Annotated in this window: 17 protein-coding genes; 1 reads left to right on the top strand and 16 read right to left on the bottom strand. The window is 61.3% G+C overall.

Features of this window, described 5'->3' with window-relative positions; all coding sequences use genetic code 11:
• Nucleotides 1–6 precede the first annotated feature (6 nt).
• The 8 genes from glpD to NKH23_RS21055 form a co-directional block, all read right to left on the bottom strand.
• Nucleotides 7–1,533, bottom strand: a complete 1,527-nt coding sequence (gene glpD, locus NKH23_RS21090; RefSeq protein ID WP_352720169.1) for a glycerol-3-phosphate dehydrogenase — start codon at nt 1,531–1,533, stop codon at nt 7–9.
• Nucleotides 1,534–1,658: 125 nt separating this feature from the next.
• Nucleotides 1,659–2,426 (bottom strand): DeoR/GlpR family DNA-binding transcription regulator, encoded by a 768-nt coding sequence (locus NKH23_RS21085; RefSeq protein ID WP_352720168.1) that lies wholly within the window; start codon nt 2,424–2,426, stop codon nt 1,659–1,661.
• Between the two features lie 128 nt (nt 2,427–2,554).
• Entirely contained in the window at nt 2,555–3,967 is a 1,413-nt protein-coding gene (locus tag NKH23_RS21080) for a pyridoxal phosphate-dependent decarboxylase family protein (RefSeq protein WP_352720166.1), read from the bottom strand.
• A gap of 58 nt (nt 3,968–4,025) precedes the next feature.
• Nucleotides 4,026–4,757 (bottom strand): proteasome-type protease, encoded by a 732-nt coding sequence (locus tag NKH23_RS21075; protein WP_352720164.1) that lies wholly within the window; start codon nt 4,755–4,757, stop codon nt 4,026–4,028.
• Nucleotides 4,758–4,788: 31 nt separating this feature from the next.
• On the bottom strand, nt 4,789–5,583 hold the full coding sequence (locus NKH23_RS21070; protein ID WP_352466439.1) for a transglutaminase family protein: 795 nt from the start codon (nt 5,581–5,583) through the stop codon (nt 4,789–4,791).
• Nucleotides 5,584–5,644: 61 nt separating this feature from the next.
• Nucleotides 5,645–6,586, bottom strand: coding sequence for an alpha-E domain-containing protein (locus NKH23_RS21065; protein ID WP_352491567.1), 942 nt, complete (start codon nt 6,584–6,586; stop codon nt 5,645–5,647).
• A 157-nt stretch (nt 6,587–6,743) separates the two neighbouring features.
• Nucleotides 6,744–8,156 (bottom strand): circularly permuted type 2 ATP-grasp protein, encoded by a 1,413-nt coding sequence (locus NKH23_RS21060; protein ID WP_352720162.1) that lies wholly within the window; start codon nt 8,154–8,156, stop codon nt 6,744–6,746.
• A 170-nt stretch (nt 8,157–8,326) separates the two neighbouring features.
• Nucleotides 8,327–8,563 (bottom strand): Lrp/AsnC ligand binding domain-containing protein, encoded by a 237-nt coding sequence (locus NKH23_RS21055; protein WP_023674883.1) that lies wholly within the window; start codon nt 8,561–8,563, stop codon nt 8,327–8,329.
• Nucleotides 8,564–8,806: 243 nt separating this feature from the next.
• Between NKH23_RS21055 and NKH23_RS21050 the strand changes: the two genes are divergently transcribed.
• Nucleotides 8,807–9,226 (top strand): DUF4864 domain-containing protein, encoded by a 420-nt coding sequence (locus NKH23_RS21050; protein ID WP_352720160.1) that lies wholly within the window; start codon nt 8,807–8,809, stop codon nt 9,224–9,226.
• A gap of 28 nt (nt 9,227–9,254) precedes the next feature.
• Here NKH23_RS21050 and NKH23_RS21045 read toward each other — a convergent pair whose 3' ends face one another.
• The 8 genes from NKH23_RS21045 to coaD all read right to left on the bottom strand — a co-directional run bounded on the left by NKH23_RS21045 (nt 9,255) and on the right by coaD (nt 15,448).
• Nucleotides 9,255–10,634, bottom strand: coding sequence for a glycosyltransferase family protein (locus NKH23_RS21045; RefSeq protein ID WP_352720158.1), 1,380 nt, complete (start codon nt 10,632–10,634; stop codon nt 9,255–9,257).
• Between the two features lie 215 nt (nt 10,635–10,849).
• On the bottom strand, nt 10,850–11,980 hold the full coding sequence (gene tgt / locus NKH23_RS21040; RefSeq protein WP_292653462.1) for a tRNA guanosine(34) transglycosylase Tgt: 1,131 nt from the start codon (nt 11,978–11,980) through the stop codon (nt 10,850–10,852).
• 8 nt (nt 11,981–11,988) lie between these two features.
• Nucleotides 11,989–12,258, bottom strand: a complete 270-nt coding sequence (locus NKH23_RS21035; RefSeq protein WP_352448773.1) for a hypothetical protein — start codon at nt 12,256–12,258, stop codon at nt 11,989–11,991.
• Complete coding sequence (gene queA, locus NKH23_RS21030; protein ID WP_352720156.1) at nt 12,248–13,333, bottom strand: tRNA preQ1(34) S-adenosylmethionine ribosyltransferase-isomerase QueA; 1,086 nt, start codon at nt 13,331–13,333, stop codon at nt 12,248–12,250. The genes NKH23_RS21035 and queA overlap by 11 nt, the downstream gene beginning before the upstream one ends.
• Nucleotides 13,334–13,345: 12 nt before the next feature.
• Nucleotides 13,346–13,744, bottom strand: coding sequence for a hypothetical protein (locus tag NKH23_RS21025; protein ID WP_352720154.1), 399 nt, complete (start codon nt 13,742–13,744; stop codon nt 13,346–13,348).
• Complete coding sequence (locus NKH23_RS21020) at nt 13,741–14,253, bottom strand: peptidylprolyl isomerase (RefSeq protein ID WP_023717788.1); 513 nt, start codon at nt 14,251–14,253, stop codon at nt 13,741–13,743. Before NKH23_RS21020 ends, NKH23_RS21025 begins: the two co-directional genes overlap by 4 nt.
• A gap of 28 nt (nt 14,254–14,281) precedes the next feature.
• The gene (locus NKH23_RS21015) at nt 14,282–14,872 is read right to left on the bottom strand and encodes a peptidylprolyl isomerase (protein WP_292653458.1); all 591 of its coding nucleotides are present in this window, start codon (nt 14,870–14,872) and stop codon (nt 14,282–14,284) included.
• Between the two features lie 75 nt (nt 14,873–14,947).
• Entirely contained in the window at nt 14,948–15,448 is a 501-nt protein-coding gene (gene coaD, locus NKH23_RS21010) for a pantetheine-phosphate adenylyltransferase (protein ID WP_292653457.1), read from the bottom strand.
• Between the last annotated feature and the right edge of the window lie 193 nt (nt 15,449–15,641).

Below are 15,641 nucleotides of genomic sequence, written 5' to 3'. Positions count from 1 at the left end.
CCGTCCCTATTCGGCAGCCGCTACGTGCTGCCGGCTTATTCCGCGCATGAACTCGTCGAGCACTGCCGCCTGCTCACGGCTGAGACGCAGGCCGCGCTTGGTCCGGCGCCACAATACATCCTCGGCAGTCATCGCCCATTCGTTTTCGACGAGGTAGCGCACCTCGGCCTCGTAGAGATCGGCGCCGAAGTTGCGGCCAAGATCGGCGTTCGACTTGGCGAGGCCCAGCAGCTTCCTTGCGCGGGTGCCATAGAGCCGGGTCAACCGGCGGGCCAGCCGCGCGTCGAGGAACGGGTACGCCGTTTTCAGTTTCGCTACCTCGCCATCGAAGCCGGTGACGGGAAAGTCACCGCCGGGCAGCGGCGTGTTTGCTGTCCATGGCTTGCCTCGCTTGCCGAGAAAACCCTCGATCTTCTCGAGCATTGATTCCGACAATCGGCGGTAGGTGGTGATCTTGCCGCCAAAGGCGTTGACGATCGGGGCGGCACCCTCGCCTCCATCGGCCTTCAGCACATAGTCGCGCGTGGCTTCCTGCGCCTTTGAGGCGCCATCATCGTAGAGCGGGCGCACCGCGGAATAGGTCCAGACGATATCCGACGGCTTGACCGGCTGCGCGAAATATTCGCTTGCCGCAGCGCAGAGATAGTCGATCTCGGCATCACTGATCCTGACGTCGTGCGGATCGCCGGGATAGTCCCGGTCGGTGGTGCCGATGAGCGTGAACTCGTCTTCGTAGGGGATGGCGAAAATGATGCGCCCGTCCTTGTTCTGAAAGAAATAGGCGCGTGGGTCGTCGAATTTCTTGCCAACGACGATGTGGCTGCCTTGCACGAGGCGGACATTGTGCACGTCGTTCAGGCCGACGGTGGCCGAAAGAACCTGGTCGACCCACGGGCCCGCGGCATTGACCAGCAACCGCGCCTTGACCTCCTCGGTATCGCCGGTCCGCACGTTTTCAAGCCTGACCGTCCAGAGATCGCCTTCACGTCGGGCGCTGACGACCCTTGTTCGGGTTCGAATGGTTGCGCCGCGCTCGGCAGCGTCACGGGCGTTCAACACAACCAGCCGGGCATCGTTGACCCAACCGTCGGAATATTCGAACGCCTTTCGAAACAACGGCTTCAGCGGCTTGCCGGCCGGATCCTTGGCCATGTCCAGCGTTTTCGTCGGCGGCAGCAATTTGCGCCCGCCAATATGGTCGTAGAGGAAAAGCCCGAGCCGGATAAGCCAGGCCGGACGCAGCCCCTTGGCGTATGGCAGCACGAAGCGCATCGGCCAGATGATATGCGGCGCGTTCCTCCACAGGACCTCGCGTTCCATCAGCGCTTCGCGCACTAGGCGGAATTCGTAGAATTCGAGATAGCGCAAGCCGCCATGGATCAGTTTGGTCGAACCCGAAGAAGTTCCGCTGGCCAGATCGTTCATCTCGGCAAGAAAGACCGAAAAGCCACGTCCAACGGCATCGCGGGCGATGCCGCAGCCATTGATGCCGCCACCGATGACGAAAATGTCATGGATCGGTGATGCGCGCAAAGAAATCCTCCCTCGATTTCGCATTGCAGCATTTTTGAGTTTTGCGAAACCGTGACGGGATTATTTCGAAATGATAACGAATGTCAAACGAAATATGATCGGCGGCAGATGCCGCAGCGGCATCTCTAGGAGAGCGACGTTTCGATCAGCTGAACCTCTGCCTCTTCACAGATCTTGCGCACCGACGGGATGTCGCAACGATCGGTGATGAAGGTGTTGACCTGCGACAGATGGCCGATGCGGACGGGCGCGGTGCGCTCGAATTTGGTCTGGTCCGACACCAGGATCACATGCCGGGCGTTGGCGATGATCGCCTGAGCCACCTTCACCTCACGAAAATCGAAGTCGAGCAGTGCGCCGTCATGGTCGATGGCCGAGGCGCCGATCACCGCAAAATCGACCTTGAACTGCCTGATGAAATCGACCGCTGCCTCGCCGACCACGCCGCCGTCGGAACCGCGCACGACACCGCCGGCGATCACCACCTCGATCGAAGGATATATGCGCATCCTATTGGCAACATTGATGTTATTGGTGATGACCATCAGGCCGCTGTGATCGAGCAGCGACTTGCTGACAGCTTCCGTCGTGGTCCCGATATTGATGAACAGAGATGCGTTGTCGGGGATCAGCCGGGCTGCTGCGCGGCCGATCGCCTCCTTCTCCTCGGCGGCGATCTTGCGCCGAGCCTCATATTCCATGTTCTCGATGCCGGACGGGAACAATGCCCCGCCATGAATGCGGGACAAAAGTCGCTGGTCGCAGAGATCGTTGAGATCCTTGCGGATCGTCTGCGGCGTCACGTTGAAATGCGTCGCCAACTCCTCGACCAGTACGCGGCCATGATCTTTGGCCATCTGGATGATTTCGGAATGACGCGGCGACAGATACATCTAGCAACCTCTCATTTTCGTTTTTCTCGTCTATAGCTGAAAACGAAAGCCATGAACAGGTATGAGCCGGCTAATGAAAATCGGGCGACTGCAGAGAGAAAAGCTCCGGCGCAATCTCGACGAGGCTATCAACTTAGGCCCCGCGCGATGTCAGTGATGACCTCGAAAGCAGTATCGACGTCCGCCGCAGTCGTTTCGAACTGCCCGACCTGAAAGCGGATCGCCACCTGCCCGTCCACCCGGGTCTGCGTCAGGTAAATGCGGCCGTCATTGTTGATCGCGTTGACCAGCCGCAAATTGTGCTCGTCAAGGTCGATTCCCGCAGCCGCGAGATGGCGGAATGAGAACAGCGACAGCATCGGTTCCGTGACGATTTCGAAATCCGGTTCCCGAGCCAGCCAGGCGGCGAGGCCCTCGCTCCAGGCGACATGGTTGCGGATCATGGTCCGCAGATTTTCCAAGCCATGCGCACGCAGCAGGAACCAAAGTTTCAGCGCGCGGAACCTTCGGCCGAGCGGCACCGACCATTCGGAGTAGTTGATGACCCCGTCGCGGCCATGTGTCTTGAGGAATTCGGGCTTGATCGCCAGCGTGCGCACGAGGTCTTCCGGCTGGCGGATGAATTGCATCGAGCAATCGAACTGTGCGCCCAGCCATTTGTGCGGATTGAAGACGATCGAATCCGCATGTTCGGCGCCGGCCCAGAAATGCCGGAACTCGGGGCAGATCATGGCGGAGCCGGCCCATGCGGCATCGACATGCAGGTAGAGCCCGTGCCGCTTCGCCACCGCGGCAACAGCCGCGACATCGTCGGTGCCGCCGGTACTGGTGCCGCCGACGCTGGCGATAATGCCGGCCGGCAGCATGCCGTTTTCGCGGTCGGCGACGATCGCCGCTTCCAGAGCCGCCGTCTGCATAGCGCGGAAGCGTCCCGCGACCGGAATGCGCACGAGGTTCGCCTCCCCGATGCCCGACACCCAGATCGCCCGGTCGATGGAAGTATGGACTTGGTCGGAAGAATAGACCCGCACGACCGGCTGGCCTTGCAGGCCGCTCTTGTTGCCTTGCCAGTCGAGCGCGCGCTCGCGCATGGTCAGCACGGCGGCAAGCGTCGCTGATGAAGCCGAATCCTGCATGACGCCGGAGAATCCCGCCGGCAGACCAAGCGCCTGCCGCATCCAGTCGACGACCCGCATCTCGAGCTCGGTCGCTGCCGGCGAGGTCTGCCAGAGCATGCATTGCGCGGCCATCGCGGAAACCAGATACTCGGCCACGACGGAGGCCGGTGCCGCGTTAGCCGGGAAATAGGCAAAGAAACGCGGATGCTGCCAGTGCGTCATGCCCGGCAGGATCTTTTGTTCGAAATCAGCGAAGATTGCCTGCATCGTTTCGCCGTCTTCCGGCGGCGCGGCGTCGATGCTTTTGAAGATTTCGCCCGGCTCGACAAGCGGCCGCACCGGTCTTTCGCGAAGGCTGTTTCTGTAGTCGGCGCCCCATTCAGCCGCTCGCAGCGACCATTCGCGGAATTCGTTGCTATTCATCTTCGCCTCCGTAGCGCCCCATCGAGCCGCGATCAAAGAGCACGAAAGACGAAGGTTTTCATTCAGGAAAATCAGGCAAGCTGGCAAAGGCGGTCTTCAGCGCGTTCGACCAGCTATCCGAGATCGTGCGATAATATTGATCGTCCTGATTTATTCGCTTTTTGAGGCCGACCTTGAAAGTGTCCTTTTCATAGAACAGCAGGTCGAGCGGCAGGCCGACCGACAGGTTCGACTTCAGCGTCGAGTCGAACGACACCAGCAGCAACTTCACCGTCTCGGCGAAACTCATCGTCCTTTCATAAGCGCGGATGATGATCGGCTTGCCGTATTTGGTCTCACCGATCTGGAAGAACGGCGTGTCGTCGGTCGATTCGATGAAATTGCCCTCCGGATAGATCATGAACAGGCGCGGGGCGCTGCCCTTGATCTGACCGCCGAGGATGAAGGAGGCGTTGAAGTAGGAATCCGCCTTTTCGCCCGCCGGCGACGAACTGGCGATGACCTCCTTGACGGTGTCTCCGACCAACCGGACTGTCTGGTACATGGAGGGCGTTTCGAGCAGCGTGGCACGGCGCTCCGCCACTGCCTTGGTGCGTTCGTCGAGCAGGCTGACTACGGCCTGCGTCGTCGCCAGATTGCCGGCCGACATCAAAACGATGACGCGCTCGCCCGGCTCTTCCCAGACATGCATCTTCCTGAAGGTCGAGATCGAATCCATACCGGCATTGGTGCGCGTGTCCGACATGAACACGAGCCCGTGATTGATTTTCAGGCCGACGCAATAGGTCATCGAATCTCTTTGGCAACAATCTTGCCGGGGATTACTGCTCCACGGTGACGGTGACCGCAAGCTGTTCTTCCGCCTGTCCCAGCCGAATTCCCGATACCGGGGTTGCGTCGCGATAATCGCGGCCAGTCGCTACCTTTACATAGCGTTCGTCGGGAGAAATGCCGTTGGCGACATCGAAGGCGACCCAGCCGAGGCCCGAGACATGCGCCTCGGCCCAGGCGTGGCTTGCTGCCTGCTCGATCGCTGTATCCATCATCAGATAGCCGCTGACGTAGCGCGCCGGGAAATCCATGGCGCGCGCCGCGGCAACGAAGATGTGGCTGTGGTCCTGGCAAACGCCGGTCTTGAGCGCCAGGGCCTCTTCGGCCGGCGTCGTCGCGTTGGTGGTGTCTGGCGTATAAGCGACACGCTCGCCGATCACCGCCATCAACCGGTGCAGCCTTTCGATGTCGGTACCCTTGCCGACCGAGGCAGCAAGTTCGCGAATGCCGCTGCCGATCGTCGTCAGCGGCGTTTCATGGCCGAACAGCCAGAGCGGCGCGAAACCTTGGTGCGGCCCGCAGACGCCGGCGGTGTCGCGCGTCACCACTTCGCCGGCTGCTTCGACGGTGATGAAGTCGCGCTCGCCCTCGACGCTCAACAGCCTGGTATCATTGCCGAAATGGTCGGTGAAGCGCACTTCCTCGCGTGCGCCTTCGATCTTCAGCGCCCAGGACAGTACCGTCTGGGTGCGCCCGTTCACCGGGAGCAGCCGCAAACGCTGCAACAGATAATGCACCGGCGCATCGTAGCGGTATTCGGTCCGGTGGGTGATCTTCAGCCGCATCGCACTCGTCCCTGGAGCATGAGCTTTTCCGAAAACCGGTCTCCGCTTTTTGGGGTCATGCTCAATAGAACCTGTAATCCTGCGCGATCTCGTCGCCGAGCCTGGTGTTGTCGCGGATGAAATTGGCCAGGAATTCATGCAGGCCGGCGTCGAAAATATCCTTGATCGAGCCGGCCGTCAGCATGGCCTGGGTCTTGGCAGCCGTCGCATGACAGGCGTGGCGCTCCCCATAGTCGTCACCCAGGAATTTGAGATGCTCCGTCAGGAAGCGGTAGCAAAAGGTCAGCGAGCGCGGCATGCGGACGTTGAGGATCAGATAATCGGCGATGTTGCTCGGCTTGTAGTCGGCGTCATAAACCCAGCGATAGGAACGGTGCGCCGACACCGAGCGCAGGATCGATTCCCACTGGTAGTTGTCGAGCGTCGAGCCGACCCAGGAGATCGACGGCAGCAGCACGTAGTATTTCACATCCAGGATGCGCGCGGTGTTGTCGGCGCGTTCGACATAAGTGCCGAGCTGCGAAAAATCGAAAATCTCGTTGCGCAGCATCGTGCCGTAGAACGAGCCGCGGATCAGCGCCGTCTCGCGTTTGATCGCGTCGAGCGCGTTGGGCAGGTCGCGCTCGTCGATCGGCTTGGCCAGCATCCGCTTCAGCGACATCCAGGCTTCGTTGATGCTTTCCCAGGTTTCACGCGTCAGTGCGGTACGCACCATGCGGGCATTGTTACGGGCCGTTTCGATAGACGACATCGTGCTCGACGGGTTCGACGTATCGCGCAGCAGATAGTCGGCGACATTGGCGGCGGTGTAGTCGGAATATTTCTGCGTGAAGGCGGCGTCCGAACCGGCGCTGAGCAGCACCGAATTCCACTCCTCCGAAGCGTTCTGAGTACGAGTTAGCGCCATGCGCAAGCCGGCGTCCACCAGCCGCGCCATGTTTTCCGCCCGCTCGATATAGCGGTTCATCCAGTAGAGCCCGTTGGCGGTGCGGCCGAGAAGCATGTCAGGCGGTCCTGCGGTGAATAGTGAATGGTGAATAGCGAATGGTGACTGTCCAGATTCCAGGGCACGATGCCGCGTGCTTCACTTCAGGGCATTTCACCAACATCAACGACACATATCCTTATCTATTCACTATTCACTATTCACTATTCGCTCTCTAATCATCCAACACCCACGTATCCTTCGTGCCGCCGCCTTGCGAGGAATTGACGACCAGAGAGCCTTCCTTGAGCGCTACTCGGGTCAGCCCGCCGGGCACGATCTGAATACGGTCGGAAACCAGCACATAGGGGCGCAGATCGACATGGCGCGGCGCCAGTCCCTTGTCCGTCAGGATCGGACAGGTCGACAGCGCCAGCGTCGGCTGGGCAATGTAGTTCGACGGTTTTGCTGCGAGCTTTTTGGAAAACTCTTCGCATTCCTTCTTGGTCGCCGCCGGACCGACCAGCATGCCGTAACCGCCGGACCCGTGGACTTCCTTGATCACCAGTTCGTCGATGTGCTCCAGCACATATTTCAGGCTGTCCGGCTCCGAGCAGCGCCAGGTCGGGATGTTGCCAAGCATCGCCTTGCGGCCGGTGTAGAATTCGACGATTTCGGGCATGTACGAATAGATCGCCTTGTCGTCGGCGATGCCGGTTCCCGGCGCATTGGCGATGGTGATATTGCCGGCGCGGTAGACGTCCATAATGCCCGGCACGCCAAGTGCCGAGTCGGGGCGGAAGGTCAGCGGATCGAGGAACGAGTCGTCGACACGCCGGTAGAGCACATCGATCTGCTTGTAGCCCTCGGTAGTGCGCATCGCGACATGACCATCGACGACGCGCAGATCCTGTCCTTCAACAAGCTGCACGCCCATCTGGTCGGCAAGGAAGGCATGTTCGAAATAGGCTGAGTTGAAGCTGCCCGGCGTCAGCACGGCAATGGTCGGCGTGCCCTTGGTGCTTTGCGGCCGCACCGCCGCCAGCGACTGGCGCAAGAGCTGCGGATAATTCTCCACCGGCCGCACCTTGATCTGCTGGAACAACTCGGGAAAGAGCTGCATCATCGTCTCGCGGTTCTCCAGCATGTAGGAGACGCCGGACGGCGTGCGCGCATTGTCCTCCAGCACGTAGAACTCGTTCTCGCTGATGCGTACGATGTCGACGCCGATGATGTGGGTATAGACGCCGGCCGGCGGCCGAACCCCGATCATCTCGGGCAGGAACGCCTCGTTCTTGGCGATCAACTCCTTCGGCACCCGGCCGGCGCGCAAGATCTCCTGGCGATGGTAGATGTCGTCGAGAAAGGCGTTCAGCGCCTGGACGCGCTGCTCGATGCCTTGCGTCAGCCGTCGCCATTCATTGCCCGAAATGATGCGCGGAACGATGTCAAAGGGTATCAGCCGCTCCGATGCTTCCTGCTCGCCGTAGACGGCGAAAGTGATGCCGGTCTTGCGAAAGACGCGTTCGGCGTCCTGCATCTTCTCGGTAAGCCTGGCCGGGTCCTGTTCCTTCAGCCAGCGATCGTAAGCCGAATACGGTTTTCTCAGCCCGGAAACTTCCGGAAGCATTTCGTCGAACGCTGCCAATCGCATACTCCCCTGTGACGCCATTTCACTGGCCTCGCTGGAGAAAATCAAGCGCAATCGGTGATTTGGCGGGCGCCGGCTATCAGTATATCGCTCTTGCCTAAAATTAAGGCAGCACCAATAGGGCCTTGATCAGGCTTTGCCTGGTGTCCGGGCAATGCCGAACGAGGTCAAAAGGCGCGAAAGGTGACGACCGTGAACGTGTCCTTTATGCCCGGGAGAATCTGCACTTTCTCGTTGACGAAATGGCCGATGTCTTCCTCGTCGTCGACATAGAATTTAGCGAGCAGGTCGTAGTTTCCGGCTGTCGAGTAGATTTCCGAAGCGATCTCGGCATCGGCCAAAGCGCTGGCAACGTCATAGGCCTTGCCCAGATCGCACTTTATCTGCACGAAAAATGCCTTCATTGCCTGGTCCTGCCCAAGATCGCACGCTCTAGGTATAATCGAGCGGCCCTTGTGGCAGACTGACGCCCGCCTTTCAAGCATCGGCCATCGCTCAGGCAATTCTCGCCTCGGCGACGCTTTCTCGGTCTGGACACGGACTGCCGCGCCGAATGTTTGCGCTCGGCTGAAACCCTGAAGCACGGCAAAGCGTATGGTATCATGTACCTTCGGACAGCGATTTCTCAGGGACAACGGAGACAGGCCATGCGCCGCGCGTTTTTCGCATTCGCAGTCATTCCACTCATTTTCGCATCCCCGGCGTTCGCCGGCGACGCCGAAGTCACAGCGGCGCAGACGGTCATCGATGGTCAATTGAAGGCCTTCATCGCCAATGATGGAGCGACGGCCTACAGCTTTGCCGCACCGAATGTGAAACGCATCTTTCCGACCGTCGATACCTTCATGAACATGGTGACCAACGGCTATCCGCCGGTGCGCCAACCGCAGACCTACTCCTTCGGCAAGGTTCGCGAGACGAGCCCGACCTCGATCGTCCAGCAGGTGCTGATCGTCGGCCCGGATGGCAAGGACTACGAGGCGGTCTACACGCTCGAATTACAGCCTGACGGCAGCTTTCGGATCACCGGCTGCAGCCTGCGCGCGTCCACGTCGCTCAGCACCTGAGGGGCGCTTGAGGAGGGGCAAAGCTGCCTCAATCCTGTCGCCGGTAGAGCGTCCAGCTCAGGCCTGAAAACCCCCAATGTCTCGACGCGTCGGCCCGTTCATAGGCCAGAGCGCATGCGGCCGCCGGTTCGACATGTTCGGCTTGTTTGTCCACGTCCCCCTCGAGGATCAGCCAGGCGGGCCGTTCGGTGCACAACCTGTCGTCTGGAACCAGCAATGCCCGACGATCCATTCGCGCCGCAAAATAGTCGACGACCATGGCGGTGCGGAAATCACTGTTGCTGGCATAGGTGGCAGCGCCACTTCTGGTCATCTCGTCGACCATAGCAGCGTACGAGCCGCGTCCGTACTGATAGAACTGGAGCAGCGACGAAATGCTTCCACTCACCACGATCGCCAGCGCCCCCATCGCAAGTAGCCTGGCAGTCCCGCGCGCATCCAGGCCGCGGCCAATCATCTCGCCGGCCCAGAGCAGCAGCAATGTTCCGCTGATGATGAAATAGCGCGGGAACTCGAGGTTGGGCAGATGTGCCGCCGCCATGAGCAAAGGCAGTCCGATAATCCCGATGGCATAAAGGCTGGCCCGGCGACCGCGCCAGACACCGGCGGAGAGGCCGACAAGCCCACAGGCGGCAACGATATAGGGCCCGTCGCCGAACCAGGGTGGCAGCCCGAACAGAGAGCGGATCATCCCGCCATAGCCCTGCGCGAAGGCGGCAATCGAGAACGGCGAAACACCACCGACACTGAAGCCGAACAGCCTGCCGCCGACAAACACGCAGACAGCCAGCGGCAGCACGGCAAGCAGGGCCGGCAGGAAGATCGACGCCAGGTCCGCAACGACACGGCCGGCCCGCGCCGTACGCTGCCAGGCGAGCCACGCGGTCCAGGTTGCGAGGACTGCCACCATTCCGATCATGGTGAGGTGGCATAGGAACCCGAAAAGGATCGCCGCTGCCAAGGCCATTCCAGACCACCGTTTATTGTCGAGTCGGCGCTCTAGAAAAACCACCGAAAGCAGCGTGAACAGCACAAGGCCGGCGTAGCCGCGCGCCTCCGAGCCGTAATGGACCATTGGATAGCTCACGGCAAACAACAGGCTTGTGGCAATCATCGCCTGTCGTCCGCGCGATGCGGCGCTCGCTGCCGCCGCACCGATCGTGGCAACACCTAATGCTATCGACAGGCCTCGCTGGATCAGCGGCGAAGCGTCGGGGCCGATGAGATAGAGATAGACCGAGTTGAGGAAATGATTGTTGTCGTGATTGACGCGCCAGAATATCTGACCGATCGAGGTCAGCGGCTCGATCAGCGCAAAGCTCCAGATCTCGTCCAGCCAAAGGTCGCCGCGCGCGCCAAGCAAGCGCAAGACCAGACCGGTCACGGCGATCACCAGAGCGGCAAGCAACGACCCCGCCGTCCATTGCTGGACCGCCACGGAAGACGAAGGCGAAGCGATGCCATTCGTCCGCACCGTCGTGCCAGGAACTGAAACTTGCCCCGAAACGAACAGGTTCTTGATCCTCGCCCAACGTTGTCCGGCAATGCTTATTAGGCAGACGTTTCAAAACAGTTCATGGCAGGTGCAGCTCCTCGCTGGAGCCGGATTCCTGGCGAGCATGCCTACCGGACGGCGAGGTCACCGTTTGCCCATTGCTGCGTGATGATCTCGGCTTGTTCGGCGAACCTGCCAGCCTCGATCGCTTCACGAATGTCGCGCATCAGCTGCTGGTAATAGGACAGATTGTTCCAGGTCAGGAGCATCGCCCCAAGCGCCTCTTGCGAGCGCACCAGATGGTGCAAATAGGCCCGCGAATAGTCGCGTGCGGCCGGGCAGTCGCTTTCCTCATCGAGCGGGCGCGGATCGTCGGCATGGCGGGCGTTGCGCAGATTGACCTTGCCGCGCCGTGTGTAGGCAAGGCCATGGCGCCCTGCCCGCGTCGGCATCACGCAGTCGAACATGTCGATGCCGCGCGCCACCGACTTCAAGATATCGTCCGGCGTGCCGACACCCATCAGGTAGCGCGGCCGGTCAGCCGGCAGCTCCGGGCAAGTGATGTCGAGCATCTCCAGCATCACCGCTTGCGGCTCGCCGACAGCCAGCCCGCCGATCGCATAGCCCTTCAGCTCCATTGCCTTCAGCGCCTGCGCCGAGCGCAGCCGCAGATCCGGCACGTCGCCGCCTTGCACAATGCCGAACATCGCCTTGCCGGGCTGCTCGCCGAATGCCGCCTTGCAGCGCTCGGCCCAGCGCAGCGACAGTTCCATGGCGCGCTCGATCTCTTTTTCCTTGGCCGGCAGCGCCGTGCACTCGTCGAGCTGCATCTGGATGTCTGAATCGAGCAGCCCCTGGATCTCGATGGAACGCTCCGGCGACATCTCGTAGGCGCCGCCGTCGATATGCGAACGGAAGGTCACGCCATTCTCGGTCAGTTTCCGCAGCTTCGACAGCGACATCACTTGGAAGCCGCCGCTGTCGGTGAGGATCGGATACGGCCAGCAGGCGAATTCATGCAAGCCGCCGAGCCGAGCCACGCGCTCGGCGCCGGGTCTCAGCATCAGGTGATAGGTATTGCCAAGGATGATGTCCGAGCCGACGCCGCGCACCTGATCCATATACATGGCCTTCACCGTGCCGCCGGTGCCGACCGGCATGAAGGCAGGCGTGCGGATTTCGCCGCGCGGCATGGTGATTACACCACGCCGCGCCCTGCCGTCGGTCGCCAGCACCGTGAAGGTGAATGCGTTAGTCATTGAATTCCCTAGCCATCGAACTCCTTGTCGAATACCGGCGCGTCCGGAGCCTGCTTATCGAGCGACTGGCGGTAGCGGATGCAGCCGCGCATGAATTTCGGCCACGGCGGCACGGCAATCGCCGGCTCGGTCTTTTCGGGCAAAAGCGACCACAGGTCGGGATGATGCCAGCACAGATCGTGGCCGGTGGCGTCGCGGTGTTGGCGGATGCCGGCGCGCAGTTTCCTGACCTCGGCGATCAAGGCTTCGCGGTCGAAGGTTTCAAGGTCATCGTCCATCGGTATCCTTCCTGAACAGAAGACTTGCGTCTCCATAGGAATAAAACCTGTAGCGGTTCTCGATCGCATGCGCATAGGCCGCGCGCATCGTCTGCAAACCGCAGAAGGCCGAAACCAGCATGAACAGCGTCGAACGCGGCAGATGGAAATTGGTCATCAGCATGTCTGCGGTCTTGAAGCGATAGCCGGGCGTGATGAAGATGTCGGTCGGGCCTGACCATGCTGCCAGCCTGCCGTCCTCGCCAGCCGCGCTCTCCAACAAGCGCAGCGATGTCGTGCCGACAGCGATAATGCGCCCTCCTTTTGCCTTCGCCGCATTCAGCGCCTCGGCGGTTTCCGGGCTGACCGAACCGGTTTCGGCGTGCATCTTGTGGTCGGCGGTGTCGTCCGCCTTCACCGGCAAAAACGTGCCGGCGCCGACATGCAGCGTGACGAAACGGCGCTCTATGCCCTCGGCGTCGAGCGTCGCAAACAGCTCCGGCGTGAAATGCAGCCCTGCCGTCGGCGCGGCCACGGCGCCCTCCTCCCTGGCATAGATGGTCTGGTAGTCGCTCCGGTCACGTTCGTCGTCGTCGCGCCTGGAGGCGATGTAGGGCGGCAGCGGGATATGCCCGACGGCGTGCAGCGCCTCGTCGAGGAACGGACCTGACAGGTCGAAGCCGAGCAGCACCTCGCCACCTTCCCCCTTCTCGATCACGGTCGCGTCGAGCTGGCCGAGAAAGCAGGAATTGGCATCATGACCGAAATGGATGCGATCGCCGGCGGCGACGCGCTTGCCGGGCCGCATGAAGGCGAGCCACCGGTCGGGCGCCGTCCGCATATGCAGCGTGGCTTCGACCTGCGTCGCCGCCTCGCCGCGCCGCCTGATGCCCTTCAGTTGTGCCGGAATAACCTTGGTGTCGTTGAAGGCCAGCACATCACCGGCCTTGAGCAGGGACGGCAGGTCGCGCACCGTCCGGTCCTCGAACCCCTCACCCGGCCTGACCACCAGCATCCTGGCGCTGTCGCGCGGTTCGGCTGGGCGAAGCGCGATGCGCTCTTCCGGCAGATCGAAGTCGAAAAGATCGACGCGCAAGAAATCCCCGCCTCAAGGTTCCGGGCAGGTCACCGCCCAGGCGCCGACACCGTCTATGCTCAATGTGCCGCCCATCGCGAAACTGGACTGCTCGCTGGCTTTGACCAGCCGCAATCTGGCGACGATCGAGCTGAGGCCCTCATCAGTGAGATCGATCAGCATACGCTCGTCGTCTTCGAATGCCTGTCCGACGATCACTTTCGTTGAACCCGGCTGGCCGTCCGTGGTCCATGTCTTGCCGCCGGCATCCAGCCACACGCGCGCCACCGCAATGACGGCCGTGTGTCCCATCAAAACGTCGATCGATGCCGCGCCGCCGTCGGCGCTGCAAACGATCGATTCCGTCGCCAGCGCCGGCGTGGCCGCCGCGACGAGCACAAATGCGATGGCCGCGACAGCCCGGCCGGTCATTTCACGTCGGCCGCTACCTTGAGCGACACGATCTTGTCGGGATCCTGCACCGGTTCGCCGCGCTTGATCTTGTCGACATTGTCCATGCCTTCGATGACCTGGCCCCATACCGTGTACTGGCGGTTGAGGAAGGCGGCATCGTCGAAGCAGATGAAGAACTGCGAATTGGCCGAGTTCGGGTTCTGCGAGCGCGCCATCGAGCAGGTGCCGCGGCCGTGGTTGGCGTTGGAGAACTCGGCCTTCAAGTCGGGCTTGTCGGAACCGCCCGTACCGGCGCGGGTCGGTGCGAAAGACGGCTTGTTGGAGTTGCCGAACTTGACGTCGCCGGTCTGCGCCATGAAGCCGTCGATGACGCGGTGGAAGACCACACCGTCATAGGCGCCTTCGCGCGCCAGCTCCTTGATGCGGCCGACATGGCCGGGCGCCAGGTCTGGAAACAATTCGATGACGACCTTGCCCTTGGTCGTGTCCATGATGAGCGCGTTCTCGCGGTCCTTGATCTCGGCCATGTCAGAAATATCCTTTTGAAACTTGGGTTTATTTGCCGTCGGCGGCGATGCGCACCTTGATCATGCGATCGGGGTCGGTCACCGTCCCGTTCTGCGCCTCTTCGCCTTTCTTGATGTGGTCCACCAGCTCCATGCCGCTGACCACATTGCCAACGATGGTGTACTGGCCATCGAGCGGCGGTGCCGGCGCGAACATGATGAAGAATTGCGAATTGGCGGAATTCGGATCGTCGGAGCGGGCCATGCCGACCACGCCGCGCTGGTAGTGCTCGGTGCTGGAGAATTCGGCCGGCAGGTCAGGAAGATCGGAGCCGCCGGTGCCGACCGCGTCGGCATTGAAGCCGCTCTTCATGTTGCCGAACTTGACGTCGCCGGTCTGTGCCATGAAGCCGTCGATGACGCGGTGGAAGGCGACGTTGTCGTAGGCGCCCTGGCGCACCAGCTTTTTGATCTGCGCGACATGCTTCGGCGCAAGGTCGGGCCTCAGCGCGATGGTCACGTCGCCGTCCTTCAGCGTTACGATCATGGTGTTTTCCGGATCGGCGGCAAACGCCGACACGGATGCGGTCACAAGACCGGCAAGCACGGCAAGCAAGAAGGCAAGCTTTTTCAGCTGCATGGGATCTTTCTCCGAATATCTTCGTTCATGCAAGTCGTTACCCAAAGCCGGGTTCCACTTTTGGGCGACATGCATTTATTTCGCGAATTTGGCGGTGAGCGCGCCGGCCACGGCCGCCGGCACGAAGGGGCGGATGTCGCCTCCCATCGAAGCTATCTGGCGCACAAGTGTGGCGGTAATGGTGCGCACCGAGGGGCTGGCGGGCAGGAAAACCGTCTGCAGCTCCGGTGCCATGGTCTCGTTCATGCCGGCCATCTGCATCTCATAGTCGAGATCGGTGCCGTCGCGCAGGCCGCGGATCATGATCGAGGCGCCATGCTTCCTGGCTGCGTCGATGACCAGCCCGTCGAAGTCGACTACTTTGATACGCGCACCGTCGCTGCCGAATTCCGCCTTCGCGGCCGTTTCGATAAGATCGACCCGTTCCTCGAAGGAAAACAGCGGCTTCTTGCCGGGATGGATGCCGATCGCCGCATAGATGGTATCCGCCACGGCCAGCGACGCCTTCAGCACGTCGAGATGGCCGTTGGTCAGCGGGTCGAAAGAGCCGGCATAAAGGGCGATGCGTTCGGTCATGGCAGGTGCTTCTAGCGAGCCTCTCCCCTAAAGGCAAATCCGATCGGCAGGCCCGCCCCATGAACCTTTTGGCCTACGTGAACGACAGATGAATGTGCCGCTCACAACGGCTTCACGCAGTGTTCACTAAGTTTGCAGCTGCAGAAGATGAAACCAAACACCCATCTAATCGTTGTTAGGCGCAGGAGAACAC

The organism is Mesorhizobium sp. M1328, from assembly GCF_040318075.1.
Lineage (GTDB): Bacteria > Pseudomonadota > Alphaproteobacteria > Rhizobiales > Rhizobiaceae > Mesorhizobium.
Note: the sequence above shows the minus strand (reverse complement) of the source record. Positions and strands in the feature narration are given on the sequence as shown.

Excerpts from the sequence above, each read along its gene's own strand:
- NKH23_RS21085 (WP_352720168.1), bottom strand. The coding sequence starts at position 2,426 with ATGTATCTGTCGCCGCGTCATTCCGAAATCATCCAGATGGCCAAAGAT.
- NKH23_RS21080 (WP_352720166.1), bottom strand. The coding sequence starts at position 3,967 with ATGAATAGCAACGAATTCCGCGAATGGTCGCTGCGAGCGGCTGAATGG.
- NKH23_RS21075 (WP_352720164.1), bottom strand. The coding sequence starts at position 4,757 with ATGACCTATTGCGTCGGCCTGAAAATCAATCACGGGCTCGTGTTCATG.
- NKH23_RS21070 (WP_352466439.1), bottom strand. The coding sequence starts at position 5,583 with ATGCGGCTGAAGATCACCCACCGGACCGAATACCGCTACGATGCGCCG.
- NKH23_RS21065 (WP_352491567.1), bottom strand. The coding sequence starts at position 6,586 with ATGCTTCTCGGCCGCACCGCCAACGGGCTCTACTGGATGAACCGCTAT.
- NKH23_RS21055 (WP_023674883.1), bottom strand. The coding sequence starts at position 8,563 with ATGAAGGCATTTTTCGTGCAGATAAAGTGCGATCTGGGCAAGGCCTAT.
- NKH23_RS21050 (WP_352720160.1), top strand. The coding sequence starts at position 8,807 with ATGCGCCGCGCGTTTTTCGCATTCGCAGTCATTCCACTCATTTTCGCA.
- tgt (WP_292653462.1), bottom strand. The coding sequence starts at position 11,980 with ATGACTAACGCATTCACCTTCACGGTGCTGGCGACCGACGGCAGGGCG.
- NKH23_RS21035 (WP_352448773.1), bottom strand. The coding sequence starts at position 12,258 with ATGGACGATGACCTTGAAACCTTCGACCGCGAAGCCTTGATCGCCGAG.
- NKH23_RS21025 (WP_352720154.1), bottom strand. The coding sequence starts at position 13,744 with ATGACCGGCCGGGCTGTCGCGGCCATCGCATTTGTGCTCGTCGCGGCG.
- NKH23_RS21020 (WP_023717788.1), bottom strand. The coding sequence starts at position 14,253 with ATGGCCGAGATCAAGGACCGCGAGAACGCGCTCATCATGGACACGACC.
- NKH23_RS21015 (WP_292653458.1), bottom strand. The coding sequence starts at position 14,872 with ATGCAGCTGAAAAAGCTTGCCTTCTTGCTTGCCGTGCTTGCCGGTCTT.
- coaD (WP_292653457.1), bottom strand. The coding sequence starts at position 15,448 with ATGACCGAACGCATCGCCCTTTATGCCGGCTCTTTCGACCCGCTGACC.